Genomic DNA, 26,464 nt, shown 5'->3' with positions numbered 1-26,464 from the left:
TCAGCGCTCCAGGTGTGTGGGAGTGGTGTTCTGGGGGGTGGTGGCGACGTAGACGTCGTCGCCGTCGATCTTCACGGCGTACACGTTGATGGGGGCGAGCGCGGGCGGACCCGACGGCAGCCCGGTGCGGATGTCGAAGCGCGAGCCGTGCAGCCAGCACTCGAGCGTGCAGCCGTCGACCTCGCCCTCGGACAGCGACACGTTCGCGTGGCTGCAGGTGTCGTCGACCGCGTGGACGCTGCCGTCCTTGGTCCGGACGATGGCCACGACCGTGCCGCCGATGTCTGCTGCCGCGGCACCCACCTCGGGGAGCTCGTCGAGGCGGCAGACCCTCACGAAGTCCTCGTCGGGGACGAGCTCTGCTGCTGCGCTCACTCGTCGTCCCCGGTCGGGGTCGCCGTGCCACCCAGCTCGGTGTCGATGGCAGCCATGAGCCGCTCGGACACCTCGGGCACGCCGATCCGGGCCACGACGCTCGCGAAGAAGCCGCGCACGACGAGGCGTCGGGCGATGTCCTCGGGGATGCCACGGGCCTGCAGGTAGAAGAGCTGCTCGTCGTCGAAGCGACCGGTCGCCGAGGCGTGGCCGGCACCGACGATCTCGCCGGTCTCGATCTCGAGGTTGGGGATCGAGTCGGCCCGCGCCCCGTCGTCGAGGATGAGGTTTCGGTTGAGCTCGTAGGTGTCGGTGCCCTCGGCGCTCGCGCGGATGAGGACGTCGCCGACCCAGACGGTGTGGGCGGTCTCGCCCTGGAGCGCGCCCTTGTACTCGACGTTCGAGTGGCAGTGCGGCGCCTGGTGGTCGACGAAGAGGCGGTGCTCCTGGTGCTGACCGGCATCGGCGAAGTAGACGCCGAGGCCCTCGAAGGAGCCACCGGGACCGGTGTAGGTCGCGTTCGTGCTCAGGCGCACGATGCCACCACCGAGGGTGACCGCGATGTGGCGGACCTTCGCGTCGCGACCGACGACCACGTCGTGCTGGGCCAGGTGGATGCTCTCGTCGTCCCACTCCTGGACGCTCACGATGGTCACGTCGGCGCCGTCCTCGACGACGACCGACAGGACCTCGCTGTAGTCCGTCAGCCCCTGGTGCTCGAGCACCACGGTGGCACGGGCGAAACGACCCACGCGCACCATCAGGTGGCCGTGGACGGTCTCGCGCTCGGTGCCGGTCAGGCTGATGCGGACGGGCTCGTCGAGCTCGGCCTCGGCCGGGACCTCGACCAGGGCCACCCCGCCGCTGTGGGCGGCGGCCACCGCTGCGGCACGGTCGCCGGGGGCCGGGGCACCGCTCGCGCGCCACTCCTCCACCGGGATCGTGCGCAGGGTGACACCCTCGGGGAGCGACTCGCTCCAGTCGAGGCAGGCACCGGTCGCCTCGTCGCGGAAGAGCGCAGCAAGGCGGTCGACGGGGGTGAACCGCCACTCCTCCTCGCGGCCGCCGGGGACGGGGAAGTCCGCGACGGCGTACGAGGTCCGGCGCTCGGCGCGCGACTGGTCGGGGACGAAGGCGGCGGCGGAGTCCGTGTGGGCTCCGGCGGTCGCCTCGGGGTTCTTCTGGGCCAGCAGGCTCAACCTACGGCTCCTTCCATCTGAAGCTCGATCAGGCGGTTCAGCTCGAGGGCGTACTCCATGGGAAGCTCACGCGCGATGGGCTCGACGAACCCGCGCACGATCATGGCCATGGCCTCTTCCTCGGTCATGCCGCGGGACATGAGGTAGAACATCTGGTCCTCGGACACCTTAGAGACGGTGGCCTCGTGGCCCATCGTCACGTCGTCCTCGCGGATGTCGACGTAGGGGTAGGTGTCGGAGCGGCTGATGGTGTCGACCAGCAGCGCGTCGCACACGACGCTCGAGCGGGAGCCGTGGGCACCCTCGAGGATCTGGACGAGGCCGCGGTAGGACGTGCGGCCACCACCACGGGCCACCGACTTCGACACGATGGTCGAGGAGGTGTTGGGGGCGGCGTGCACCATCTTGGCGCCGGCGTCCTGGTGCTGGCCCTCGCCGGCGAAGGCGATGGACAGCGTCTCGCCCTTGGCGTGCTCGCCGAGGAGGAAGACGGCCGGGTACTTCATGGTGACCTTGGAGCCGATGTTGCCGTCGATCCACTCCATCGTCGCGCCCTCGGCGCACGTCGCGCGCTTGGTGACGAGGTTGTAGACGTTGTTCGACCAGTTCTGGATGGTCGTGTAGCGGACGCGGGCGTTCTTCTTCACGACGATCTCGACGACCGCGGAGTGCAGCGAGTCGGACTTGTAGATCGGCGCGGTGCAACCCTCGACGTAGTGCACCGAGGAGCCCTCGTCGGCGATGATCAGCGTGCGCTCGAACTGGCCCATGTTCTCGGTGTTGATCCGGAAGTAGGCCTGCAGCGGGATGTCGACGTGGACGCCCGGCGGGACGTAGATGAACGAGCCACCCGACCACACGGCGGTGTTCAGCGCGGCGAACTTGTTGTCACCGGCGGGGATCACCGAGGTGAAGTACTCGCGGAACAGGTCCTCGTGCTCGCGCAGGCCCGTGTCGGTGTCGACGAAGATGACGCCCTTCTCCTCCAGGTCCTCGCGGATCTGGTGGTAGACGACCTCCGACTCGTACTGGGCCGCGACCCCGGCGACGAGGCGCTGCTTCTCCGCCTCGGGGATGCCGAGCTTGTCGTAGGTGTTCTTGATGTCCTCGGGAAGCTCGTCCCAGGTGGTGGCCTGCTTCTCGGTGGACTTCACGAAGTACTTGATGTTCTGGAAGTCGATGCCGGTGAGGTCGGAACCCCAGTTGGGCATGGGCTTCTTGCCGAACAGGCGCAACGACTTCTCGCGCAGGTCGAGCATCCACTGCGGCTCGTTCTTGCGGGCGGAGATGTCGCGCACGACATCCTCGTTGAGGCCTCGCTTCGCGGTGGCGCCAGCGCTGTCGCTGTCCGCCCAGCCGTACTCGTAGCGGCCCAGGTCCTTCAGACCCGGGTTCAGCTCTTCGATGTTGGTGCTCATCGCGTAGACCCTTCTGTTCGTGTCACAGCAGTGGGGATGGTGGTGTTCGTGGAGCTCGTGGGGGCGGTGTCCGTCGCCGTCGTGGCGTGCTGGACGGTGCTGGTGGGGATGAACGTGGTGCAGACGTGGTCGCCGTGCGCCAACGTCGCCAACCGCTGCACGTGGACACCGAGCAGGCGCGAGAACGCATCTGTCTCAGCGTCACAGAACTGAGGAAATTCCCGGGCCGCGCCCTGCACGGGGCAGTGGCCCTGACAGAGCTGGATGCCGGTGAAGGGGCTGGCACTGCCGGGCTCGCCCACCGGGCGGGCCGAAGCGGCGAAGCCGTCGCGCGTCAGGGCGACCACGAGGGCGTCCACCCGTGCGGCCCGTGAGCTGCCGGCGGCGGCCAGCTCCACGGCATACCGCTGCTCGAGCTCGTGCACGCGCTGCTCGGCGAACCGGCGGACGGCGTCGTCACCGGCCTCCTCGGACAGGAAGCGCAGCGCCTCCATGGCGAGGTCGTCGTAGTCGGACTCGAGGGCCTGGTGGCCGGTGGCGCTCACGACGTAGGCGCGGGCCGGGCGACCACGACCGCGGTGCCCGGCGGCGGGACCCTGCTCGCGCTCGACGATGAGGCCGGCGTCGACGAGGTTCTCGAGGTGACGGCGGACCGCCGGGGCGGTGAGCCCGAACTCCTCGGCCAGGGTCGCCGCGGTCACCGGACCGCGCTCGCTGATCGCCTGGAGCACCCGGTCGCGCGTGCGCGACTCGAGCACCTGAGGCGCTTCGGCGATATTCACAACGCCGATGTTACGTAATTGCCCCGACCCCGCGATAGCAAGGTGAACCTAACCTGTCCGTCAGTCGAGAAGGCCGCGCTCCCGGGCGACGGCGACCGCCTCCCCCCGCCCGGCGACCCCGAGCTTGGCGAGGATGTTCGAGACGTGCACGCTGGCCGTCTTCGCGCTGATGAACAGCTGGGTCCCGATCTGCTTGTTGCTGCGGCCCAGCGCGACGAGGGACAAGATCTCCTGCTCCCGGGCCGTGAGGGACTCCCCCAGCCGTGACGGCGGACGGCTCGAGGGGCGGGTTCCTCCGGCGGCGCGGATCTCGGCCCGCAGGGGTTCGGCCCCGAGCCGGACGGCAACCTCGAGGGCTGCCGCCAGCTCGCTCGAGCCGTCGGTGCGTCCGGTCGAACGCAGGGCGACACCGAGTCGGGCCCGCGAGCGCGCGGTCTCGTAGGGGTGGCCGTAGGTCTCGAACGCGTCCACGGCCAGCCGCCAGGACCCGACGAGCTCGTCGGCATCGACGTCCTCGCCCCCCAGCCAGCGCAGCCGCAGCGCCTCGGCGCGGGACCTGGCCAGCCAGGCCCGCGACTCGGGACCGTCGTTGCCCGGGCGCGTCACGGCCTGGTCCCAGACCTCCTCGCCCGTCGAGGCGATGGCGCTCCCCCGGGCCAGCAGGTCGGGTCGCCGGGCCGTCGGCACGCGCTGGACGTGGTCGGCGAGCTGGCCGAGCAGCAGGGTCCCGAGGCGCAGCTGGCCCTGGAACAGCGGGTACCAGACCCGCGAAAGGAGGGCGACGACCTCGTCGTGGAGGGCGACGGCCCGGTCGAGCTCGTTGGCGTGGCCGTGGAGGTCGACGCCGGCGGTGCCGGCGATGAGGGCGACCAGCCCCTCCCGCTCCCACCACGGCCGGGTGCCGTCCAGCACCTGGAGCGCGGCGACGTCACCGCGACCGGCCGCGACGTACATCCGTGCCGCCCGCAGGGACGACCCTGCGGGCTCGGGGGCCGCCTCGCCCTCGAGGGCGAGGATGGTCAGCGACTCCTCCCACCGACCTCGTTCGTATGCGGCGATGCCGGCGAGGAGCCGACCGTCGAAGGCGTACGGCGCCCACGGCCGTCCCGCGGTGCGGGCCCGCTGGGTCCCCCGCAGGTAGACGTCCACGGCCTCGTCGAGCCGCCCGGCGCGGTGGTGGAGCCACCCGAGGTGGTGGAAGGCGCGGGCCTCGGCGGCCTCGCCGAGGGGGCCGGGTGAGCTGACGAGAGCCTCGAGGGCGCGTCGCGACCCCTCGGGATCACCGGCCTTCTCCGTGATGCGGGCGGCGACCACCCGCACCTCCTCGGCGAGCTCGTCGAGCCCTGCGGCCCGCGCGGCGGCCACGGCCTCGTCGATCCCGACGAGGGCCTCCTCGTCGCGTCCTCGGTCGGCGAGCGCCTGGACCCGGGCTGCGAGGAGCTTGGCCCGCACACGGGGGTGGTGCCCGTCGTCGCCATCCAGCAGCGTCAGCCCCTCGGTCGTCGTGGCCAGCGTGTCGAGGGTGCTCTCGGTGATGCGGGCGGCGGTCGCGAGGGCGGCGAGCAGCTCGGCACGCCCCACCAGCGGTGCATCGGCGGATCGCCGGTCGAGGCGCTCCTGGAGCAGGTCGAGCGCCTTGTGCTGCCGCCCGACGGCGACGGCTGCGGCGGCCGCCCGCAGGGTCACCGTGTCCACCTCGTCGTCCGGGGCGTGGTCCGGGGTGAGCGACAGGGCGTGGCTGAAGTGCCGCCAGGCCTCCTCGGGACCGGCCATCCGCAGGGCGGCGTCCCCCGCCCGGACGCTGGCGTCCCTGGCGACGTCCCGCTGCCCGGCGGCCGAGGCGTGGCGCGCCAGCTCCGCCCACGACCCCGCCGCGCGATCTCCGGTGAGGGCGGCGGTGAGGGCCGCGGCATACCTCTCGTGGGCGCGCACGCGCTCCCCCGGCAACAGGTCGTCGTAGACCGTCTCGCCGAGCAGCGCGTGGCGGAAGGCGTACCCGCCGGTGTCGAGCGGCACGAGGACGTGGTGCTCCACGGCGTCGCGCAGCCCGGCGTCGAGCTCGTGCTCGGGGAGGTCCGCGACCGCGGCGAGCAGCCGGTGGGAGACGTGCCGTCCGGAGGCCGAGGCCATCCTCACGACGTGCTGCCCCGATGTACCCAGCTGGTCGAAGCGCACGAGCAGCAGCCGCGACAGGTCCTCGGCGAGGCGGGCGCCCCCGAGGGCCGAGGCGGCCACGAGCTCCTCGGCGAAGAACGCGTTGCCCTCGGCGCGTTCGACCACGGCCCGGACGTCGCCGTCGTCGAGCGGGTGCGTCTGGAGACCGTGGACGAGCTCGCGGACCGCGGCGTCGGGCAGCGGCGGCAGGTCGAGGCGCTCGACCTCGGCGAGCCGGGACCAGTGCGCCAGCGTCGCGCGCAACGGGTGTCGGCGGTGCAGGTCGTCGCTGCGGTAGGAGACGACGACGCTCACGGGGTGGGTGAAGCCGCGCGTGAACAGCAGGGTCAGCAGGTCGCGCGAGGACTGGTCGGCCCAGTGGACGTCCTCGATGACGACGAGCAGGGGCGTGGTGGCCCCGATCTCGTCGAGGGCGGCGTGCACCGCTGCGACGAGGTCGCCGCGGTCGGTGGCCTCGGGGCCGTTCGCGCCGGGGCCGTTCGCACTCGGCCCGTTCGCGCCGGGGATCCCCGGGGCGTAGGCCTCCGACCGGTGGCCCGGCAGGAGCCGGGACAGGCTGGGGTGCGCTCTGGCGGATCGCTCGACCTGCTCGGGGACGAGCGCCTCGAGCCGGCCGAACAGCTCGAGGAAGGGCAGGTAGGGCAGCGACTGCCCGGCCTCGCTCAGGCAGTGCCCGACGAGGACCGTCCAGCCCTGGTCGCGGGCCGTGCGGGCAACCTCCGCGAGCAGGCGCGTCTTGCCGATCCCCGCATCCCCGGACAGGACGACGCTGCCGTGCCTGGCACCGGGAGCCCCGGCACCGGGACCACGAGCACCGGGACCACCAGCACCGGGACCACCAGCACCGGGACCACTGGCGCCAGGACCACCGACCCCAGGCGAGCCCACTCCGGTGAGGGCGACGAGGCGGCGGGCCTCCTCGGCCCGCCCCACGAACAGGCTGCTCCCGCCGGCATCCAGACCCACGCCGTCGATCATGTCAGAGGCGTTCGCCCCGGCGGGGTGGGTCCGAAGCGCCGACGGGGACCCTGTCGCGGTGCCCACGACGCCCACGACGGCCGCGCTGCCCACGTCAGGCCGGACGCGCGGCACCGTGGCGGTGGTGCAGGCGGGGGCTGCGCTGCAGGAGGCTCTCGACGAGGCCGTGGTGGCGACGGGCCCGACCCACGGTCGGCAGCCCGGCGGACAGGCTCTCGCGGCGGTAGGCGACCTCGGCGGCGACGGACAGCGGGTCTGCACTGATGCTCATGGTGTTCTCCTCGGTTTCTCGTGGTGGTGCTTCGACGGGTCCCACGCTGCGCGGCTGAGGTGGGGGGCCACATGGGGCAGATGCCTTATCCGGACCGGCGACCGGTCCGGGACACCTCAGACGGGCCGTGCGCGGTGCCGTGCGTCGTGCCGCTGGACGTGCAGTCCTGTCAGGGCGAGTCCCAGCACGGACCGCAGCCGGATGCGGGTCCTGGACGGGCGACGGGGCGCCAGGTTCGCGTGGCCGAGGCTCTGCTGCTTCCACTGCTGCTCGGCGAGGACGACGTACGGGTGGGCGGTGAGGCTCATGGTCGACTCCTTCGGTCCTGCCGCGTCCGGGCGGGTGCGGCAGGACCGAGACTTCGCGCCTGAGGTGCCCCTCCACATGGGGCAGGTGCCCAGTCCGGGCCCGCGTCCTGGCGTCGCACGACCGCCTGAGGCCCCGCAGCACCCGAGGCGGGCCGCGGGCGTGCGCGGACCTACACTCGGGCCGTGCCACCTGCAGTCGCCGTGTCCGGCCTCGTCAAGCGCTACGGCGGCGTCGTCGCCCTCGACGGGGCCTCCTGGTCGGCGCAGTCGGGGCAGGTCACCGCCGTCCTCGGCCCGAACGGCGCCGGCAAGACGACGATGGTCGAGTGCTGCGAGGGCCTGCGCCGCGGTGACGCCGGCGAGGTCCGCGTCCTGTCCACCGACCCGTGGAACGCGGGCGCCGACCACCGCGCCCGTGTCGGCGTGATGCTCCAGGACGGTGGCCTCCCGAACGCCGCGCGTCCCCTCCCCCTGCTGCGGCACCTGCGTTCGCTGTATGCCGCCCCGGCTCCCCTCGACGAGCTGGTCACCCGCCTCGGGATCGCCGACTTCGCGAGCACCTCGGTCCGGCGCCTCTCCGGTGGCCAGAAGCAACGCGTGGCGCTCGCGGCCGCCCTGGTCGGACGCCCCGAGGTCGCGTTCCTCGACGAGCCGAGTGCCGGGCTGGACCCGCACGCCCGGCTGGACGTCTGGGACCTCGTCCGGGAGGTCGCGGATGCCGGCGCCGCGGTCGTCCTCACGACGCACTCGTTCGAGGAGGCCGAGCGCCTCGCCGACCACATCGTCGTCGTCGCCTCCGGGCAGGTCGTCGCGCAGGGCTCGCTGGCCGAGGTCACCGCGGGCGAGCGCCTCGAGGACCGCTACTTCGCCCTGACCCGCAGGTCCGCCGCATGAGCGCCGCGTCCGACGCACCGGAGACCCGCGTCACGCCTGCAGCGGCGCGGGCCCGCGACCGGGTGCTGGCCCAGGCACGGTTCGAGGCCACCACGCTCCTGCGCAACGGCGAGCAGCTGCTCGTCGCCCTGGTCCTGCCGGTCGCCGTCCTCATCGGCCTCGTCCACACCACGGGCATCTCGGTCGGTCAGGGGCGCCGCGTCGACCTGGTCGTGCCCGGCGTGCTGGCCCTCTGCGTGATCTCGTCGGCCTTCACCGGACAGGCCATCTCCGTCGGCTTCGACCGGCGCTACGGCGTGCTGCGCCTGCTCGGCGTCTCGCCGCTGGGGCGGACCGGCCTCCTGCTGGCCAAGGCGACCGCCGTGCTCGCCGTCATCGCCCTCCAGTTCGTCGTCATCGCCGGGGTCGGCCTCGTGCTCGGCTGGGAGCCGCGCTGGGGCGGCATACCGGCTGCGCTGGTCTCGACACTGCTGGGCACATGGGCGTTCGTGGCCCTCGCCCTCCTGCTCGGGGGGACGCTGCGCGCCGAGGGCGTGCTCGCCCTGGCCAACCTCGTGTGGCTCGTCCTGCTCGCCCTCGGTGGGGTGGTCGTGGCGGGCAGCGAGCTGCCGGACCGGTTCGCGCCGGTCGTCGGGCTGCTGCCGTCGGCAGCGCTCGGCGACAGCCTGCGCGCCGCACTCGTCGACGGGGCCGCGAGCCCGGCCCACTGGGCGGTCCTGGCCGTGTGGGGCATAGTCGCGACCGCGCTCGCCCGGCGCCTGTTCCGCTGGAGCGACTGAGTCGCGAGCTCCCGACGGAAGGCGACCACCGTCGCCCCCAGCGCGAGACCGCCGAGCAGCCAGAACGGCTCGTAGACCAGCACGTACCGCCACCGGGCGTCGCTCACCCCGTTGCCTGCGGCGACCCCCGGGAGGGCGAAGGCGATGTTCGACAGGACGTGGCCCAGCATCACGGCCGTGCCCACCTGGGCCGGCCACAGCAGCCACGCCCGGTGGCGCAGCTTGCCGGCGCGCTGTCCGGGCCGCAGCAGCCACGCGGTCACGGCGCCGGCGAGGCACAGCGGGATCGCCACGAGGTCGATGACCAGCAGCGCGGGGTGCTCCGTGACCACGACCCCGGGCGGCAGGAGGCCCGTGCCGCCGAGCCCCCAGTAGGTGTGGATCCCCGCGAACAGCAGCATCCACGCGGCGCTCAGCCTCCAGGCGTTTCTCGTCATGGCCCCAGTCAGCCAGCGGTCGACGGCCACGACCATCGGGGGCCTCCCCCAGCGACGTCAGGGTTCCACCTGAGACGTACCCTCGTCCTGTGACCGCACCACCCCTCTCGGCCCCCTCCACCACCGCTCCGGCGGCCTCGACCGGAGCCGTCTGGCTACCCCGGATCCTGCTGCTCAACCTCGTCGTCGAGGTGCTCATCGTCGTCACCGGTGGCCTCGTCCGGCTCACCGGCAGCGGTCTGGGCTGCCCCACCTGGCCGCAGTGCGTCCCCGGGTCCTACACCCCCGTGCCGCACCAGGAGGAGGGCTTCCACCGCTACATCGAGTTCGGCAACCGGACGCTGACCAGCGTCGTCGGCATCGCCGCCCTGCTGGCCATCGTCGCCGTGTGGCGCTGGGCGGACCGGCGCCGCGACCTGCTCGTGCCCGGGTTCGTCGTCCTCGGTGGCGTCGCGTTCCAGGCCGTCCTCGGTGGGATCACCGTGCTGACCGGCCTGAGCCCCGTCACCGTGGCGGCGCACTTCCTCGTCTCGATGGTCCTGGTCACCGCTGCAGCGCTGCTGTTCTTCCGTGCACAGGAACCGGCTGGCCCCCGCGCGCTGACGGTGCACCCCTTGGTCGAGCGGCTCGGCTGGGTCACCTGCGGCGTGGCCGCGGTCGTCCTGGCCCTCGGCACCGTCGTCACGGGTTCGGGCCCGCACTCCGGCGACGCCGACGAGCCGGCCCGCCTCGGCTTCGACCCCCGCACCGTGTCCTGGCTGCACGCGGATGCCGTGATGCTGTTCGTCGGGCTGCTCGTGGCGACCTGGGTCGCGGCCCGCCTCACCGGGACCTCTTCCCGCCCCGGGCGAGCGTGGGCCGGCGTCTTCGCGGTCACCGTCGTCCAGGGACTCGTCGGCTACACGCAGTACTTCACCGGCCTGCCCTGGGCCGTCGTCGTGGTGCACATGCTCCTGGCCACCCTGCTGGTCGTGGCCCTCACGCGGGCGGTCCACAGCCAGCGCAGCACGCTGCTCCAGCACGCAGCCTGAAACCCTGTCGCCACCGCACCTATGGATGCACACTCGTGGCATGACCACGTTGCGGGGGACCATCAACCGCACTGTCGCACTTCGCGTGGTGGTGCTCGTCATCCTGGCCTGGGCGTTCTGGCAGGCCGCCCAGCCGACACCCGAGTGCACCCAGTGGGGCAAGGGCAACGCCGTCGAGTCGGCCATGCCGGCGAGTGGGCTCGTCCAGGTCCCGGTGACTTGCCAGCGCTGACCTATTGCACAAGGACTCTTGTGCAATAGGTCTTGTGCATCTAGTCTCAGGGGCATGAACAGTCCCCGAGAGCACGACGGCGTGCGCCGCGTCACCGAGGCGAAGGCCTTGTCTGCGATGGCCAACCCCTTCCGGTCGCGGATGATGGACGCCCTCAAGGTCGACGGACCCTCCACCGCCTCGGGCCTGGCCCAGCGCACCGGGCAGGCCGTCGGCAGCGCGAGCCACCACCTCAAGGTGCTTGCCGAGGCCGAGCTCGTCGAGGAGGCACCCGAGCTCGCCAAGGACCGTCGCGAACGCTGGTGGCGCCTGGTCGACCCCGGCACCCGCTGGTCTCGGGCCGACTTCGCCGACGACACCGCAGCCGTCACCGCCGCCCACGCCGCCGAGGCCCTGGCCCTGCAGCGCCAGTTCGAGCGCACCCAGCAGTGGAACGCCAACGCCGAGTCGGCACCCGAGTGGGACTCCGCCGCCTTCGCCACCCAGAACTGGCTGCGGCTGACGCCCACGGAGCTCGACGAGGTGTCGGCCGAGATCGTCGCGGTCCTCATGCGTTGGTCCGGTCGCGAGCTGCCCGACGACGGGCAGGAGCGCGAGCCCGTGTTCGTCTTCGCCCGAGGGTTCCCGGCCCAACCATGACCTCCCGACCCGCACCGGTCGCCGCGCTCCCCCTGCGCCGCAACCGGGACTTCAGCCTGCTCTGGTTCGGCGAGGGCGTCAGCGTCCTCGGCAACGCGACCACGTCGGTCCTGCTCCCCCTGCTCGCCGTCGTCGCGTTCGACGCCGGCCCGGGGTGGATGGGCATCCTCACCGCTGCCGCCTGGCTCCCCTGGCTGGTCATCGGGCTCCCGGCGGGGGCCCTGGTCGACCGGCTCCCTGCACGACGGGTCATGGTGGCCAGCGACCTCGTCGCTGCCGCCGTCCTCGCCAGCGTCCCGATCGCCGGGGCCCTGGGGCACCTCACCCTCACCCACGTGGTCCTGGCCGCCCTCGGCAACGGGGTGTGCACCGTCTTCTTCCGCGCGGCATACCCGGCCCTCGTCCGACAGGTCGCCCCGGCCCAGCAGCAGGAGCAGGCGTTCGCCCGCCTCTTCGGCACCGAGTCGGCCATGCAGGTGGCCGGCCCCGGTGTGGGTGGCCTGCTCGCACAGCTCGGCTCGGCCGCCCTCGGCCTCGTCGTCGACGCGGCGAGCTTCCTCGTCTCGGCCGCCTGCCTCGCGAGGCTCCGCCTCTCCCCCGGCGGCACCGACCCCGACACCGTCACCGCCCGTCCGAGCCTGCGGACCAGCATCGGCGAGGGCGTGGACTACATCCGTGGCGACCGGATCCTGCGGTTCTTCACCGTCGTGGGCGGCGCGTCCAACTTCGGGCTCACCGGGTATGGCGCGCTGCTCGTCCTCTTCCTCGTGCGGGACCTGGGCCTGTCACCGGCTGCGGTCGGCATCGTCATGGCCACGGGGAGCATTGGCGGGTTCCTCGGGGCGGCCCTGGCGACCAGGGTGTCGGCGCGGCTGGGCAGCGCGCGGGCGCTGCTCTGGCTCCAGGTCCTGGCCGGTCCCACGTCCCTGCTCATCCCCCTGGCCACCCCCGGTCCGGGCGTTGCCTTCCTCGTTGCCGGACAGCTGCTCGTCGGCACCGGTGTCGTCGCGGGCAACGTGGTCCGGGGGGCCTGGCGCAACCGCTACGTGCCGGAGGCCATGCTCGCCCGCCAGGTCACCACGGCGCAGGTCGTCAACTACGGGACCATGCCCGTCGCCGGCCTGGTCGCCGGGGTCCTCGGCACCCACTTCGGGCTGCGGCCCACGATCCTGGTCATGGCCGGCACCCACACCCTGGCCTGCCTGGCGATGTTCTGGAGCCCGCTCCGGGGCCTGCGCGAGATGCCTGCTCAGCGGAGCGGAAGGTAGAACAGGGGGTCGAGCGCGACGCCGAGGAAGAGGATCCCGACGTAGGTGATCGAGAAGTGGAAGAGCCGCATCGGCTTGAGCACGCTCGGTCCCTCACCGGCCTTGGCGGCACGCTGCAGGCGGTGGGCCTCGGCGAGGAAGAGCGCGCCGGTGGCGATCGCCGTGACGAGGTACAACCACCCCATCGGGTGGACCCAGACGAGCAGCAGCGAGGCCGCCACCATCGCCCACGAGTAGGCGACGATCTGCCGGGCGACGACGACGAACTTCTCGACGACCGGGAGCATCGGCACGTGCGCTGCGGCGTAGTCGTCCTTGAACTTCATCGACAGCGGCCAGTAGTGCGGCGGCGTCCAGAAGAAGATCACGAGGAAGAGGACCACCGCGGACCAGGACACCGAGTTCGCCACGGCGGACCACCCGATGAGGACGGGCATGCACCCGGCGGCCCCTCCCCACACGATGTTCTGGGCGGTGCGGCGCTTGAGCAGCATGGTGTAGCCGACGGCGTACATGACGATGGCGCCGAGCGACAGGGCCGCCGACAGCCAGTTGACGACGAGGGCGAACCACACCGTGGAGGCGAGGGTGAGGACCGCACCGAAGACCAGGCCCTCACGCGGCGTGATCTCGCCGGTCACCATCGGCCGGTTGCTGGTGCGGTGCATCTCGGCGTCGATGTCGCGGTCGTAGACGCAGTTGAAGGTGTTGGCGGCGCCGGCGCTGAGCGCGCCACCGACCAGGGTGGCCACGATGAGCCACAGGGAGGGGACGCCTCCCTCGGCGAGGAACATGACCGGCACCGTCGTCACGAGCAGCAGCTCGATGATGCGTGGCTTGGTCAGCGCCAGGTACGCAGCGGCCTTGCGCCGAGGCGGCATCGGGGACGCGGAGATCCGGGCAGTCGGATCGAGTGCGGTCACGGCGTCCTTCGCGGGTGCTGCTGGGGGTCTCACGGGCGGGGCAAGTCTATCCCCGTCCGGACACCGCGCTGCGCCGGGACTGGATGCGACGGCGGTCACGCTCAGGACTAGTCTCGTCACGAAGCCTCGAGCCGCCTGTGCAACTCAGTGTGAGGAGAACCATCAGTGCCCACCACCACCCGTTCCACCAAGGCCACCGCCGCGAGGAAGCGCAGCACCACGCTGCGCCGTCCCGTGGCCCGCAAGGCCGGCTGGACCGACCTCGACGTCCGCGCGGTCGACACCGCGCGACTGCTCGCCGCGGACGCCGTCCAGAAGGTCGGCAACGGCCACCCCGGCACCGCCATGAGCCTGGCCCCCGCGGCCTACCTGCTCTACCAGAACGTCATGAAGCACGACCCGACCGACGCCGCATGGCTCGGCCGTGACCGCTTCGTCCTGTCGGCCGGCCACTCCAGCCTGACGCAGTACGTCCAGCTGTTCCTGTCGGGCTACGGCCTGGAGCTGAACGACCTGAAGTCGTTGCGCACGTGGGGATCCCTGACCCCGGCCCACCCCGAGGTGCACCACACCACGGGCATCGAGATCACCACCGGGCCGCTCGGCTCCGGCATGGCCTCGGCCGTCGGCATGGCCATGGCGCAGCGTCGCCAGCGCGGCCTGCTCGACCCCGACGCGAAGGCCGGCGAGAGCCCGTTCGACCACCACATCTGGGTCATCGCCTCCGACGGCGACCTCATGGAGGGCGTGACGGCCGAGGCCAGCTCGCTCGCCGGTCACCAGCAGCTCGGCAACCTCACCGTCATCTACGACGCCAACCAGATCTCGATCGAGGACCAGACCGACATCTCGTTCTCCGAGGACGTCGCCGCGCGCTACCGCGCCTACGGCTGGGACGTCGTCGACGTCGACTGGCGCGGCGACGGTGACGGCGCCGCGTACGTCGAGAACGTCGACGCGCTGCTCGCCGCCCTGGAGAAGTCGAAGAAGGGCAAGCGCCCGACGCTGGTCCAGCTGCACACGATCATCGCGTGGCCCTCGCCGACCAAGCAGGACACCGGCAAGTCGCACGGCTCGGCCCTCGGCGACGCCGAGATCGAGGCCACCAAGGAGCTGCTCGGCTTCAACCCCGCGAAGACCTTCGAGGTCGACCGTGCGGTGCTGACCCACACCCGCCTGGCGGGCAAGCGCGGCAAGGCGGCGCACAAGGCGTGGGACAAGACGTATGCCGCGTGGCGCAAGGCCAACCCCGACCGTGCGGGCCTGCTCGACCGCCTCGTCGCCGGTGAGCTGCCCGCCGGGCTCGACTCGGCGCTGCCGGTCTTCGAGGCCGACGCCGAGAAGGGCATGGCGACGCGCGCCGCGTCCGGCAAGGTCCTGTCCGCCCTCGCCGGCGTCATGCCCGAGCTGTGGGGCGGCTCGGCCGACCTCGCCGAGTCCAACAACACGACGATGGAGGGCGAGCCGTCCTTCATCCCCGTCAACCGCCAGACGCGTGAGTGGAAGGGCGGGCCCTACGGCCGCACCCTGCACTTCGGCATCCGCGAGAACGGCATGGGCATGATCCTCAACGGGATCGCGCTCGAGGGACTGACCCGTCCCTACGGCGGCACGTTCCTCGTCTTCTCCGACTACATGCGCCCCGCCGTGCGGCTCGCTGCCATCCAGCAGATCCCTGTCACCTACGTGTGGACGCACGACGGCATCGGCCTCGGCGAGGACGGGCCGACCCACCAGCCGGTGGAGCACCTCGCGTCCCTGCGCGCCATACCGGGCCTGGACGTCGTCCGCCCCGCGGACGCGAACGAGACCGCAGCCGTGTGGGGCCAGGTCCTGCGCAACGCCCGCCCGGCAGCGCTGGCCCTCACCCGCCAGAACGTGCCGGTCCTCGACCGCAGGGTCTTCGCCAAGGCGTCGAACGCGGCCAAGGGCGCCTACGTCCTCATCGACGGCGGCAAGGACGGCAAGTCCGCTCCGGACGTCATCCTCATCGCCACAGGGTCCGAGGTCGCCATCGCCCTCGACGCGCGGGAATCTCTGGAGCGCCAGGGCGTTGCCACTCGTGTGGTGTCCATGCCGTGTCGCGAGTGGTTCGAGCAGGCCGGCAAGGCCTACCAGAACCGCGTCCTCCCGCCGGAGGTCCGGGCGCGCGTCAGCGTCGAGGCCGCGGTGTCGATGGGCTGGCACGACCTCGTCGGCGACGCCGGTCGCAGCATCAGCCTCGAGCACTTCGGTGCCTCGGCCGACTACAAGACGCTGTACCGCGAGTTCGGGATCACCCCGGAGGCCGTCGTGAAGGCGGCCAAGGACTCCCTCAAGGACGCCAGGGCGACGGCGCGCAAGAGCGCCGCACCTGCCGTCAACCAGACCCGGCCCCGCGCCGCGGTCTCGCCGACCAAGGCGACCGACACCACGACCAAGCGCAGCGCCGCAACGAAGAGCGCTGCATCCAAAGGGAAGTGACCCACGTGACTGACAACGCACTCAAGGCCCTCGCCGACCAGGGCGTCTCCGTCTGGCTCGACGACCTGTCGCGCGAACGGATCGAGACCGGCAACCTCAAGGACCTCATCGACAAGGGGGTCGTCGGCGTGACGACGAACCCGTCGATCTTCCAGGCGGCCCTCGCCAAGGGCGAACGGTACGACGCCGACCTGCGTGCCTTCGCCGCCGACGGCAAGACCGTGGACGAGACCGTGTTCGGCCTCACCACCGAGGACGTCCGCAACGCCTGCGACCTGTTCCTGCCGCTCTACGAGTCCACCGACGGCGTCGACGGCCGCGTGTCGATCGAGGTCGACCCCCGCCTGGCCAAGGACACCGGCAAGACCGTCGCCGAGGCGAAGAAGCTCGTCGAGGCGGTCGACCGCCCCAACGTCCTCATCAAGATCCCTGCCACCGTCGAGGGCCTGCCGGCCATCTCGCAGGTGCTGGCCGAGGGCATCAGCGTCAACGTCACGCTGATCTTCTCCCTCGACCGCTACCGCGGGGTGATGAACGCCTTCCTCACCGGCCTCGAGCAGGCCCGTGAGAAGGGCAAGGACCTGTCGAAGATCCACTCCGTCGCGTCCTTCTTCGTCTCCCGCGTCGACACCGAGATCGACAAGCGCCTCGACGCGCTCGGCACCGACGAGGCCAAGGCGCTCAAGGGCAAGGCCGCCGTCGCCAACGCCCGCCTCGCCTACCAGGCCTACGAGGAGGTCTTCTCGACCCCGCGCTGGAAGAACCTCGAGGACGACGGCGCCCACGCGCAGCGCCCGCTGTGGGCCTCTACCGGCGTCAAGGACCCGGCCTACTCTGACACTCTCTACGTCACCGAGCTGGTCGCCGCGAACACGGTCAACACCATGCCCGAGAAGACGCTCGACGCGGTCGTCGACCACGGCGACGTCACCGGTGACACGATCACCGGCGAGTACGCCGACGCCGCCGAGGTGCTCGACGCCCTCGAGGGCCTGGGCATCTCCTACTCCGACGTCACCTCGCAGCTCGAGCGCGAGGGCGTCGACAAGTTCGAGGTCGCCTGGGGCGAGCTGCTCGACGAGGTCCAGAAGGACATCGACCTCGCCCGTGCCGACGTGGGCGCCGACACGCCCGACAACGAGTCCGGCCACTCGGAGCAGGTCGACCGGTGAGCTCCCTCGGTGTGGTCGCCTCCGGCCCCGCCGCGGACGCGATCGCTGCATCCGTCCCGGTCCTGGTCGAGGCGCAGTTCGCGAGCAAGCTGTTCGCCCAGGACGCGACGCTCTGGGGTCCCGAGGCGGAGTCCGAGTCGGCCATCCGGCTGTCCTGGGTGAACCTCGCCCGCACCTCGCGGCCACTGCTCGGCGAGATCGCCGCCCTGCGGGACCAGCTCCGCGGTGACGGCGTCGACCGCATCGTGCTGTGCGGCATGGGCGGTTCGTCCCTCGCGCCCGAGGTCATCTGCGCGACGGCCGGGGTCGACCTCGTCGTCCTCGACTCCTCCCAGCCGGACATGGTCCGCGACGCGATCGTCGACCTCGAGCGCACGGCCGTCGTCGTCTCGAGCAAGTCCGGCTCGACGGTGGAGACCGACTCCCAGCGGCGTGCGTTCCAGGCGGCGTTCGAGGAGAAGGGGATCGACCCGACGACCCGGATCATCATCGTCACCGACCCGGGCAGCCCGCTCGACGATCAGTCGCGCGCCGACGGCTACCGCGTCGTCAACGCCGACCCCAACGTCGGTGGCCGCTACTCAGCCCTGACCGCGTTCGGGCTGGTCCCGTCCGGTCTCGCCGGTGCCGACATCGAGGCCCTCCTCGACGACGCCGAGGCCGTGGCCGACGTGCTCAGCGCCGATGACGACGGCAACCCGGCGCTGCGCCTGGCTGCCGCCATGGCGGCGACAAACCCGTTGCGCGACAAGCTCGTCCTCGTCGACGACGGCTCCGGCATCGTCGGTCTCCCCGACTGGGCCGAGCAGCTCATCGCCGAGAGCACCGGCAAGCAGGGCACCGGCATCCTGCCGGTCGTCGTGGGGTCCGAGGAGGACCCCGAGGTCGCCCACCCCGACGCCGACGTGACCGTCGTGCGCCTCAAGGGCGACGACGAGGACTCCGACAGCGCTGACGAGCTGGTCCAGGCCGACCGCTCCGACGTCGCCGTCAGCGGTCCCCTCGGCGCCCAGCTGCTGCTCTGGGAGGTCGCCACCGCGGCCGCCGGACGGCTGCTCGGGATCAACCCGTTCGACCAGCCCGACGTGGAGAGCGCCAAGAAGGCGTCCCGCGCGCTGCTCGACCAGGGCATGGGGGCCGGCGACGAGCCCGCCGCCACGGACGGCGCCGTCGAGATCCGCGCCCTGGGTGGCGACTGGCTCGGCGACGCGACCACCGTCCCGCAGGCGATCGACGCCCTCTTCGCCCAGCTCGACGCCGACCGCGGCTACCTCGCCGTGATGGCCTACCTCGACCGGATCGCCGACGCGGAGCTCGCCTCCGTGCGGCCCGGGCTGGCACGCCGTACCCACCGCCCGGTGACCTTCGGCTGGGGGCCGCGCTTCCTGCACTCCACCGGCCAGTTCCACAAGGGTGGACCGGCCACCGGGGTCTACCTGCAGATCACGACGGCGCCGCACGAGGACCTCTCGGTCCCCGGACGCGAGTTCAGCTTCGGTGAGTTCGTGGCCTCCCAGGCCGCGGGTGACGCCCAGGTCCTCGCGGAGCACGGGCGTCCGGTCCTGCAGCTCCACCTCACCGACCACGACGCCGGACTGGCCCAGGTGCGCGAGTCCCTCGCTGCCGCGGCCTCCGGTGGCGACGACGACCCTAAGGGCAGTGCATGAGTCCCACCCGTGTGACGCAGGAGAACAACCCGCTGCGTGACCCGCGTGACAAGCGCCTCCCCCGCATCGCCGGGCCCTGCGGCCTGGTGTTGTTCGGGGTCACCGGCGACCTGGCCCGCAAGAAGCTGATGCCGGCCATCTACGACCTGGCCAACCGCGGCCTGCTGCCGCCGGGCTTCTCGCTCGTCGGCTTCGCCCGTCGCGACTGGGCCGACCAGGACTTCGGCAAGATCGTGTACGACGCGGTCAAGGCGCACGCGCGGACGCCGTTCCGCGAGAGCGTGTGGCGCAACCTCGCCGAGGGATTCCGTTTCGTGCCGGGAACGTTCGACGACCCGAACGCCTTCGACCTGCTGGCCGAGACGGTCAAGTCGCTGGAGGAGGAGCGTGGCACCGGGGGCAACCAGGCGTTCTACCTGTCCATCCCACCGGGCTCGTTCTCGACGGTCTGCGAGCAGCTCGAGCGCTCCGGCCTGAGCCGCCCCGAGGGTGACTCGTGGCGCCGGGTCGTCATCGAGAAGCCGTTCGGTCACGACCTCAAGAGCGCGCGTGAGCTCAACGACATCGTCGAGAGCGTCTTCCCCGCCGACTCGGTGTTCCGCATCGACCACTACCTCGGCAAGGAGACGGTCCAGAACCTCCTGGCGCTGCGCTTCGCCAACCAGATGTTCGAGCCGGTCTGGAACGCCAACTACGTCGACCACGTGCAGATCACCATGGCCGAGGACATCGGCATCGGTGGCCGCGCCGGCTACTACGACGGCATCGGCGCCGCCCGTGACGTCATCCAGAACCACCTCCTCCAGCTCCTCGCGCTGACCGCCATGGAGGAGCCTGTCTCCTTCGCCGCGGAGCACCTGCGCGCCGAGAAGGAGAAGGTGCTCTCCGCGGTCCGCCTCCCGAAGGACCTGTCGAAGGCCACCGCCCGCGGGCAGTACGCCGCCGGCTGGCAGGGCGGCGAGGAGGTGGGCGGCTACCTCGACGAGGACGGCGTCGCCCCCGGCTCGCGCACCGAAACGTATGCCGCGCTGAAGCTCGAGATCGACTCCCGCCGCTGGGCGGGTGTCCCCTTCTACCTGCGCACCGGCAAGCGCCTCGGCAAGCGTGTCACCGAGATCGCCGTGGTGTTCAAGAAGGCCCCGCACCTGCCGTTCAACGACACGGCGACCGAGGAGCTCGGGCAGAACGCCATCGTCATCCGCGTGCAGCCCGACGAGGGCATCACCATGCGCTTCGGCGCCAAGGTGCCCGGCGCGCAGATGGAGGTCCGCGACGTGACGATGGACTTCGGCTACGGCCGCGCCTTCACCGAGTCCAGCCCCGAGGCCTACGAGCGTCTCATCCTCGACGTGCTGCTCGGCGACCCGCCGCTGTTCCCGCGCCACGAGGAGGTCGAGCTCTCCTGGAAGATCCTCGACCCGGTCGAGGCGTTCTGGTCCAAGCAGAAGGGTTCGGTGGAGCCGTACCTGTCGGGCGGCTGGGGACCGGCCAGCTCCGACGAGATGATGCACCGCGACGGACGCGTCTGGAGAATGCCTTGACCACCCCATCCAGTTCTGCGTTCGTGCCTCACTCCGATACTGAACGGGGACCCCGGTGATCATCGACCTGCCCAGCACCTCGACCGTGGCGATCAGCAAGAAGCTCGTCGCCCTGCGCCAGGACACCGGCGCGATGGCGCTCGGACGCGTGCTCACCCTGATCATCGTCGTCGACGAGCAGGATGCCGACGAGGCGATCGAGGCCGCCAACGACGCGAGCCGGCAGCACCCCTGCCGCATCATCGCCGTCGTCATCGGCAACAAGCGCGGCGCCTCGCGCATCGACGCCCAGATCCGCGTGGGTGGCGACGCCGGCGCGAGCGAGGTCGTCGTGGCCCGGCTGTACGGCGCCCTGACCGACCACGGCCGCAGCGTCGTCACGCCGCTGCTGCTGCCCGACTCCCCCGTCGTCGCGTGGTGGCCGCGCGAGGCCCCGGCCAACGTGTCGAAGGACCCGATCGGCTCGATGGCCCAGCGCCGGATCACCGACGCGGCCGAGGCCAAGAACCCGCGCAATGCCCTGGCGAACCGCGCCGAGACCTACGCCGGTGGCGACACCGACCTCGCGTGGACCCGCGTCACCCTCTGGCGTGGCCTGCTCGCGGCGGCGCTCGACCAGCGTCCGTTCGAGCCGGTCACGGAGGCCACCGTCACCGGCGGCAGCGACTCCCCGTCGACCGACCTCCTGGCCGGTTGGCTGGCGCAGACGTTGCGCTGCAAGGTGACTCGCGCGCGCAGCCGTGCCGGCACCGGGATGATCAGCGTCCGGCTCGACCGCAAGAGTGGTCCTGTCGACCTGGTCCGTCCCGACGGCACGGTCGCCACCCTCAGCCAGCCGGGCCAGCCGGTGCGGCGCATCACCCTGGCCCGTCGGGCCACGGCCGAGTGCCTGGCCGACGAGCTGCGACGCCTCGACCCCGACGACATCTACGAAGAGACCATCCGCAAGGGCCTGCCCCGAGTCGGACGCAAGGGCGTGACCGCCAGCGAGGCCGTCCGTGAGGGCGAGGCCCCGTCGACGGCGGAAGCGGCCGCAGAGGCACGCAAGCTGTCCCGCGCCCACAAGGCCGGGAGCGCTGCGATGGTGCAGGCCCCCGATCCCGAGCAGAAGACGAGCAGCACGGCGACGGTCAAGAAGGCGGCCGCACGCAAGCTCGGCAAGGCCAAGGCCGCCCGGTCGACCGGTGGGAAGACGGCTCCGACCAAGGCTCCGGCCGCGAAGGCTCCTGCAGCCAAGAAGGCGGCGGCTGGCAAGGCTGCGGCGAAGAAGGCGGACTCGTGAGCAGCGATCCCGTCGTCCTCGTCCACGCCACCAAGCAGCTGCTCTCCGACGCTGCGGCAGCCCGGCTCATCACGGCCCTCGTCGACGCGCAGAACGCACGCGGCGAGGCCCACGTCGTCCTCACCGGCGGCACGATGGGTTCGGCGATCCTCGCGTCCGTCGCAGCCAGCGCGGCCCGCGACGCGGTCGACTGGACCCGCCTGCACGTGTGGTGGGGTGACGAGCGCTTCCTGCCCGACGGTGACGCCGACCGCAACGAGACCCAGAACCGCGAGGCGCTGCTCGACGCCGTCCCGCTCGACCCGGCCAAGGTGCACGCCATGCCGGGTCCGGACGGACCCGACGGTGACGACGTGGCCGCAGCCGCGACCCGGTATGCCGCCGAGCTGGCCGCCGCTGCGGGCGACGGTGCGCCGTCCCCGACGTTCGACGTGCTCCTGCTCGGGGTCGGTCCCGACGCCCACGTCGCGTCGTTGTTCCCCGGCCACCCGGACCAGCTGACCGCCGGGGTGGCTGCCGCGCCGGTGCACGACTCCCCCAAGCCGCCGCCGACCCGGGTCACCCTGACCTTCGAGGCGCTGGCCAGGGCCGAGCGCACGTGGTTCATCGTGGCCGGTGCGGACAAGGCGCACGCCGTCAAGGTCTCGGTGGCCGGTGCTGCTCCGGCGGAGTCCTCCGCCGCCCAGGTCAAGGGCCGGCGCGAGACCCTCTGGCTGCTCGACGCCGACGCCGCCTCCGAGCTCTCCTGACCCAGCCACGAGCCCACCCCACCCTCACCCCACCCCGCCCTCACCCCGCTTCGTGCCGATGACGCTCGCTGGTCGCGGCGTGACGCAGCGTCCTGACGAGCGCTAGTCGCACAAGGCCGGGGTGGTCGCGGTGGGGGTCAGGACTGTGACGGGGTGGACAGCCGGGTCCGGGGTGGTGACGGCGTCGGCGAGGTCGCGCAGGTAGGTGGCGAAACCGCCGGTGACGCGGGCGTCGAGCCGTCCGGCGGTCCGCACCCGCGTCGTGTCCGTGGCCAGCCAGGGGGCGCCGGTGGCCTTGACCGCCTCGACCAGCAGCACGTCCTCGTGCAGGGCGACCCCGGGGAAACCGCCGACCTCGACGTAGCGCGAGGCGCGCACGCCGAGATTCGCGCCGTGAACGTGCGGGTGCCCGTCGAGCAGCCGGTGGCGTCTGGCCCACCGGCCGAGCAGGTGGTCGTCGAGGTCGTGCGGCTCCACCGTGCCGAGGACCAGGTCCCAGCCGTTCTCCGCGAGCTCGACCTGGGTGACGAGCCAGTGCGCAGGGACGACCGTGTCAGCGTCGGTGCTGGCCAGCCACAGCTGGTCGTGGGTGTCGTACCCCGAGAGGACGTGAGAGGCGCCCGTGGCCCGCGCCGTCCCGACGCAGCCGGCCGAGACCATCAGGCTCTCGACACCCGGCTGCCGCGCGACCACCGAGGCAGAGCCGTCGAGGCAACGGTCCAGGACCACGAGGACCTGCACCCTGACGTCCGGTCGGTGGCGGTGCAGCTCCTGCCGGGCAGCCTCGAGGGAGCCGAGGCAGTCTGCGAGGACGAGCTCCTCGTCCCGAGCCGGCACGACGACGGCGACCGAGGTCACGGTGCTCACGCGAGCCCCTCGCGGGTGGCCGGGGTCTGCCATGCACCGGCGGCCAGCACGTCGAGGCGGAAGTCGGTCTCGACGTGGCTGACCACCACCCGCAGCCCCGGGAGGCCGACCGCGGCCTCGTGGACCATGTCGCCGTCCAGCGGCCACCCGTCCACCGGGTGCCGCCAGTGGCACAGCAGCAGCAACCCGTCCTCGGTCAGCGAACCCACCGACAGGGCCAGGGCCCGGTCGAGCTCGTCGGGCTGCCAGAAGTAGCCGACCTCGGACAGCACGACGAGGTCGAAGCTGCCCTCGGGCCACTGCTGCGGCGACCGCAGCTGCCTGATCGTCACCGCGTCGTTACCGGCCAGCCGGGCACGGGCGCGGTCCACGGCGCGCGCACTGACGTCGGTCCCGACCACCGTCGTGGCCCGCTGCGCCAGGGCGCTGGTCAGCACCCCGGTCGAGCAGCCCACCTCGAGGACCGCGCCGAGGTGCTCTCGCGGGAGGGCTGCCAGCGTGACCGCCCGCTTGCGCTGCTCGTACCAGCTGGACTCGAACCGCCACGGGTCGTCGGAGCCGTCGAACATGTCGTCGAAGGCGGCGTCCGAGTGCCGGGTGGCCGAGCGTTCTGTGAGCGAGGCGATGAAGACCTCGTGGGGACGGGTGAACCGCTCGAGGACGTGCGCGGGGAGCAGCACCTCGTCGCCCGCCTGCGGGGAGAGCGCGTGCACCTGGGAGACGTGCGCCGCCTGGGCCGCGGCCCTTCGCGTGAGCGCCTCGACACCGAGGGGCAGCCGCACCACGACCTCACCGGCCAGATCCGACCCGCTGCCCCAGTGCCACAGCCACACGGGGTACTCGAGCAGCGTCGCCCCGACCGCGGTCGCCACCTCGGCCGCGACCGCACCGGCGGTGTCGTGGTCGGTGTGGCCGTCCCGACGCCAGGGCGCGGCGAGCACCGTCCGGGGCCCGACCACCCCGGCCAGCGACTCGGCCAGGGCAGCCCGCTGACCGGCCAGTCCCCCGTCGGGCAGCCGCAGGAGCACGAGCAGAGCACCCGGGTGGACGGCCCGCAGCGCGGCCGTGACCTCACGTTCCCGGACGGCCGCCAGCTGCGCAGGGGTATGGGTCGCGGACCGTGGGTGCGATCCCTCACCGGAGGTCGCGACCACGAGGATCGCCCGTCGTCCCAGGGCCGCAGCCTCCGCGAGCAGGCCGCCCGCGGCGAGGGACTCGTCGTCGGGGTGGGCGGCGAGCACCACGAGGTCACTGCCGGATGGGAGGAGGTCGGGAGCGGTCACCGGCCGTGCCACGTCGTCCAGCACCCGGGTCCAGTGGGCCTCCGGTGTCCCGGGCGCGTGCGGGTCGAACCCCGCAGGCGCGTCGGAGCCGGTCACGTGGTGGGCCGCGAGGCGGGGGTCTGCCCCAGCCACCCCGTCAGCGCCTGTCGCCCCAGCGCCGCGTCGTCCCGTTCGGCGTGGTGCTGGCGCAGGTAGACCGTGAGGTCGGCGACGCGCGCCGCGTGGGCTGCGTCGGCGGTGAGCGGCCCGGGCCCCAGGGCGTGACCGACGCGCGTGAGCACGTCCTCGCAGGTGGCCGCCACGACGGCCCGGACACGGGCGGCGAGCAGGGCCCCGGCGTCACCGTCGGCACCACCGGTGTCCACGGTGTCGGCTGCCTCGGCGAGAGCGCACCGGGCCGCGTGCAGGCGGGCGTCGACCGCGCCGAGGTGCATCAGGGCCACCTGGTCGGGCTCACGCCGGCCGCAGGCGCCGGCGAGCGTGCGGGCGAGGCCGACAGCGGCCCCGTACCAGCACGCAGCGACCCCGATGCCACCCCAGGCGAACCCGGGTCGGGAGAGGTACCAGTCGTCCGCGCCCACGGCGACGGCGGGCACGCCGTCGTAATGGGTGGCCACGGAGACGAGCTCGACCAGGCCGCGCGACACCCATCCCCGGGGGTCGTCGTGCGTCGCGCCGGGGTGAGCCAGGTCGACGACGAAGGCCCTCCGCGTGGTGTCGGAGGTGTGGGCCGTGACGACGGCGTGGGTGACGTGCTGCGCCAGGGAGCACCACGGTTTGGTCCCGTCGAGCCGGAACCCGTCGTCGGTCAGGGTCGCGTCGAGGCGTGCACCAGGCGCGTGTGCCGCCCACACCCCCCAGGTGCTGTCGGGTGCGGGCGGCGCCAGACCGGCCTGGTCCATGATCGCGAGGGCGTCGAGGTGCGGCTCGACCACGCGGGCGACGGTCAGGTCGACAGCTGCCAGGGACGCCAGCGTGGACCAGAGGTCGAGGGTGCGCCCCCGACCGGGCAGCGGCGTCGAGGCGAGGTGGGGGAGCAGCGCCATCGCCGCCGGGACGTCCCCGGCTGCGGCGGTGGCTCGCGTCAGCAGCCCATCCTGGCCTCCTGCCGCCCCAGCAGGCCGGTCAGCGGCCGCGTCGGGGGCCAGGGACACCCAGGCGGGGTCGGACGGTTCGGGGGCCACAGGCATCTCCTGACTGGTGGGCGGGCGCCACATGAGCAGTCGCCGGAAGCCGTCCACCCACACGGTGTGTGCCCGCTGCGGCCCGGTCCAAACCCCTGACCGAGCAGATTCCTTCGCACCACGGGGCGGGTACGGCGAAGGGCGCCTCGGACCGTGGTCCGGGCGCCCTTCGAGCGGGTCGTGCGTGCTGCTACTGGATGAGCTTGCGGTCGCGCAGCGTGGCCAGCGCCTCGTCGAGGATGGCCTTGCCGTCGGCGTCCGAGCGGCGCTCCTTCACGTAGGCGAGGTGCGTCTTGTACGGCTCCACCTTCGGCGGGGCCGGGGGGTTGGCCTCGTCCTGCCCGGCGGGGAACCCGCAGCGCGGGCAGTCCCACGTCTCGGGGACGGCCAGGCCGGGCTCCTCGGCGAAGCTCGGACGGGTCTGGTGGCCGTTGGCGCACCAGTAGGAGATGAAGACCCGGGGGGCTGCGTCGCCGCGCTCCGCCTCGCCCATGGGTCCGGCGCCGACTCGGCTGCCTCGGATTGCGTTGCCACCTGCCATGTTGGA

At 72.4% G+C, this 26,464-nt stretch carries 24 protein-coding genes; 12 read left to right on the top strand and 12 right to left on the bottom strand.

Translation table 11 applies throughout. The features are described from left to right. The 7 genes from ABD286_RS00860 to ABD286_RS00830 all read right to left on the bottom strand — a co-directional run bounded on the left by ABD286_RS00860 (nucleotide 1) and on the right by ABD286_RS00830 (nucleotide 7,506). Complete coding sequence (locus tag ABD286_RS00860) at nucleotides 1-375, bottom strand: non-heme iron oxygenase ferredoxin subunit (RefSeq protein ID WP_344189334.1); 375 nt, start codon at nucleotides 373-375, stop codon at nucleotides 1-3. After that, nucleotides 372-1,574: a Fe-S cluster assembly protein SufD gene (gene sufD, locus ABD286_RS00855; protein ID WP_344189332.1), complete on the bottom strand. Its 1,203-nt coding sequence runs from the start codon at nucleotides 1,572-1,574 to the stop codon at nucleotides 372-374. Before sufD ends, ABD286_RS00860 begins: the two co-directional genes overlap by 4 nt. Next, nucleotides 1,571-2,992: a Fe-S cluster assembly protein SufB gene (gene sufB, locus ABD286_RS00850; RefSeq protein ID WP_344189330.1), complete on the bottom strand. Its 1,422-nt coding sequence runs from the start codon at nucleotides 2,990-2,992 to the stop codon at nucleotides 1,571-1,573. Before sufB ends, sufD begins: the two co-directional genes overlap by 4 nt. Beyond that, nucleotides 2,989-3,774 carry a helix-turn-helix transcriptional regulator gene (locus ABD286_RS00845; protein WP_344189328.1) on the bottom strand — a complete coding sequence of 262 codons (786 nt, stop codon included), beginning with the start codon at nucleotides 3,772-3,774 and terminating at the stop codon, nucleotides 2,989-2,991. Before ABD286_RS00845 ends, sufB begins: the two co-directional genes overlap by 4 nt. A 60-nt stretch (nucleotides 3,775-3,834) precedes the next feature. Next, nucleotides 3,835-6,927: a helix-turn-helix transcriptional regulator gene (locus tag ABD286_RS00840; RefSeq protein WP_344189326.1), complete on the bottom strand. Its 3,093-nt coding sequence runs from the start codon at nucleotides 6,925-6,927 to the stop codon at nucleotides 3,835-3,837. Nucleotides 6,928-7,021: 94 nt separating this feature from the next. Further along, nucleotides 7,022-7,198, bottom strand: coding sequence for a hypothetical protein (locus tag ABD286_RS00835; RefSeq protein WP_344189324.1), 177 nt, complete (start codon nucleotides 7,196-7,198; stop codon nucleotides 7,022-7,024). 116 nt (nucleotides 7,199-7,314) lie between these two features. After that, nucleotides 7,315-7,506 carry a hypothetical protein gene (locus ABD286_RS00830; protein ID WP_344189322.1) on the bottom strand — a complete coding sequence of 64 codons (192 nt, stop codon included), beginning with the start codon at nucleotides 7,504-7,506 and terminating at the stop codon, nucleotides 7,315-7,317. Between the two features lie 183 nt (nucleotides 7,507-7,689). Here ABD286_RS00830 and ABD286_RS00825 point away from each other — a divergent pair, with 183 nt between their 5' ends. From ABD286_RS00825 to ABD286_RS00800, 6 genes are all read left to right on the top strand, one after another. After that, complete coding sequence (locus tag ABD286_RS00825; protein WP_344189320.1) at nucleotides 7,690-8,400, top strand: ABC transporter ATP-binding protein; 711 nt, start codon at nucleotides 7,690-7,692, stop codon at nucleotides 8,398-8,400. After that, the gene (locus ABD286_RS00820) at nucleotides 8,397-9,179 is read left to right on the top strand and encodes an ABC transporter permease (protein WP_344189318.1); all 783 of its coding nucleotides are present in this window, start codon (nucleotides 8,397-8,399) and stop codon (nucleotides 9,177-9,179) included. The genes ABD286_RS00825 and ABD286_RS00820 overlap by 4 nt, the downstream gene beginning before the upstream one ends. 526 nt (nucleotides 9,180-9,705) lie before the next feature. After that, complete coding sequence (locus ABD286_RS00815) at nucleotides 9,706-10,647, top strand: COX15/CtaA family protein (protein ID WP_344189316.1); 942 nt, start codon at nucleotides 9,706-9,708, stop codon at nucleotides 10,645-10,647. Nucleotides 10,648-10,687: 40 nt separating this feature from the next. Then, nucleotides 10,688-10,879 carry a hypothetical protein gene (locus ABD286_RS00810; RefSeq protein WP_344189314.1) on the top strand — a complete coding sequence of 64 codons (192 nt, stop codon included), beginning with the start codon at nucleotides 10,688-10,690 and terminating at the stop codon, nucleotides 10,877-10,879. A 54-nt stretch (nucleotides 10,880-10,933) separates the two neighbouring features. Continuing rightward, nucleotides 10,934-11,518, top strand: a complete 585-nt coding sequence (locus ABD286_RS00805; protein WP_344189312.1) for an ArsR/SmtB family transcription factor — start codon at nucleotides 10,934-10,936, stop codon at nucleotides 11,516-11,518. After that, on the top strand, nucleotides 11,515-12,786 hold the full coding sequence (locus ABD286_RS00800; RefSeq protein ID WP_344189310.1) for an MFS transporter: 1,272 nt from the start codon (nucleotides 11,515-11,517) through the stop codon (nucleotides 12,784-12,786). Before ABD286_RS00805 ends, ABD286_RS00800 begins: the two co-directional genes overlap by 4 nt. Here the strand turns inward: ABD286_RS00800 and ABD286_RS00795 are convergent. Further along, complete coding sequence (locus ABD286_RS00795) at nucleotides 12,768-13,667, bottom strand: heme o synthase (RefSeq protein ID WP_344193195.1); 900 nt, start codon at nucleotides 13,665-13,667, stop codon at nucleotides 12,768-12,770. The two genes, ABD286_RS00800 and ABD286_RS00795, sit on opposite strands and share 19 nt — an antisense overlap. Before the next feature lie 207 nt (nucleotides 13,668-13,874). On the opposite strand from ABD286_RS00795, the gene tkt reads away from it, so the two are divergent. Genes tkt through pgl form a run of 6 tightly spaced genes read left to right on the top strand, consistent with a single transcriptional unit; the run spans nucleotide 13,875 to nucleotide 22,583 of the window. Continuing rightward, nucleotides 13,875-16,172, top strand: a complete 2,298-nt coding sequence (gene tkt, locus ABD286_RS00790; protein ID WP_344189308.1) for a transketolase — start codon at nucleotides 13,875-13,877, stop codon at nucleotides 16,170-16,172. A gap of 5 nt (nucleotides 16,173-16,177) precedes the next feature. Next, nucleotides 16,178-17,344, top strand: coding sequence for a transaldolase (tal, locus tag ABD286_RS00785; protein WP_344189306.1), 1,167 nt, complete (start codon nucleotides 16,178-16,180; stop codon nucleotides 17,342-17,344). Further along, nucleotides 17,341-19,011 carry a glucose-6-phosphate isomerase gene (locus ABD286_RS00780; protein ID WP_344189304.1) on the top strand — a complete coding sequence of 557 codons (1,671 nt, stop codon included), beginning with the start codon at nucleotides 17,341-17,343 and terminating at the stop codon, nucleotides 19,009-19,011. The genes tal and ABD286_RS00780 overlap by 4 nt, the downstream gene beginning before the upstream one ends. Next, entirely contained in the window at nucleotides 19,008-20,552 is a 1,545-nt protein-coding gene (zwf, locus tag ABD286_RS00775; RefSeq protein WP_344189301.1) for a glucose-6-phosphate dehydrogenase, read from the top strand. Before ABD286_RS00780 ends, zwf begins: the two co-directional genes overlap by 4 nt. A 55-nt stretch (nucleotides 20,553-20,607) precedes the next feature. Next, nucleotides 20,608-21,834 carry a glucose-6-phosphate dehydrogenase assembly protein OpcA gene (locus tag ABD286_RS00770; RefSeq protein WP_344189299.1) on the top strand — a complete coding sequence of 409 codons (1,227 nt, stop codon included), beginning with the start codon at nucleotides 20,608-20,610 and terminating at the stop codon, nucleotides 21,832-21,834. Beyond that, nucleotides 21,831-22,583: a 6-phosphogluconolactonase gene (gene pgl / locus ABD286_RS00765; protein ID WP_344189297.1), complete on the top strand. Its 753-nt coding sequence runs from the start codon at nucleotides 21,831-21,833 to the stop codon at nucleotides 22,581-22,583. The genes ABD286_RS00770 and pgl overlap by 4 nt, the downstream gene beginning before the upstream one ends. 102 nt (nucleotides 22,584-22,685) lie before the next feature. On the opposite strand, the gene ABD286_RS00760 is transcribed toward pgl, so the two are convergent. The 4 genes from ABD286_RS00760 to ABD286_RS00745 form a co-directional block, all read right to left on the bottom strand. Further along, complete coding sequence (locus ABD286_RS00760) at nucleotides 22,686-23,450, bottom strand: glycosyltransferase family 2 protein (RefSeq protein WP_344189295.1); 765 nt, start codon at nucleotides 23,448-23,450, stop codon at nucleotides 22,686-22,688. After that, a complete protein-coding gene (locus tag ABD286_RS00755) occupies nucleotides 23,447-24,865 on the bottom strand; it encodes a PIG-L family deacetylase (RefSeq protein WP_344189293.1) in 1,419 nt (472 codons plus the stop codon). Before ABD286_RS00755 ends, ABD286_RS00760 begins: the two co-directional genes overlap by 4 nt. Continuing rightward, the gene (locus ABD286_RS00750) at nucleotides 24,826-25,917 is read right to left on the bottom strand and encodes an acyl-CoA dehydrogenase (protein ID WP_344189291.1); all 1,092 of its coding nucleotides are present in this window, start codon (nucleotides 25,915-25,917) and stop codon (nucleotides 24,826-24,828) included. Before ABD286_RS00750 ends, ABD286_RS00755 begins: the two co-directional genes overlap by 40 nt. A 190-nt stretch (nucleotides 25,918-26,107) precedes the next feature. Beyond that, nucleotides 26,108-26,458 (bottom strand): RNA polymerase-binding protein RbpA, encoded by a 351-nt coding sequence (locus ABD286_RS00745; RefSeq protein WP_344189289.1) that lies wholly within the window; start codon nucleotides 26,456-26,458, stop codon nucleotides 26,108-26,110. Nucleotides 26,459-26,464 lie beyond the last annotated feature (6 nt).

The sequence above is a fragment of the Pedococcus aerophilus genome (assembly GCF_039532215.1).
In the GTDB taxonomy this organism is placed as follows: Bacteria; Actinomycetota; Actinomycetes; order Actinomycetales; family Dermatophilaceae; genus Pedococcus; species Pedococcus aerophilus.
The sequence above is the reverse complement of the archived record's forward strand: the minus strand, read 5'-3'. Positions and strand labels throughout refer to the sequence as shown.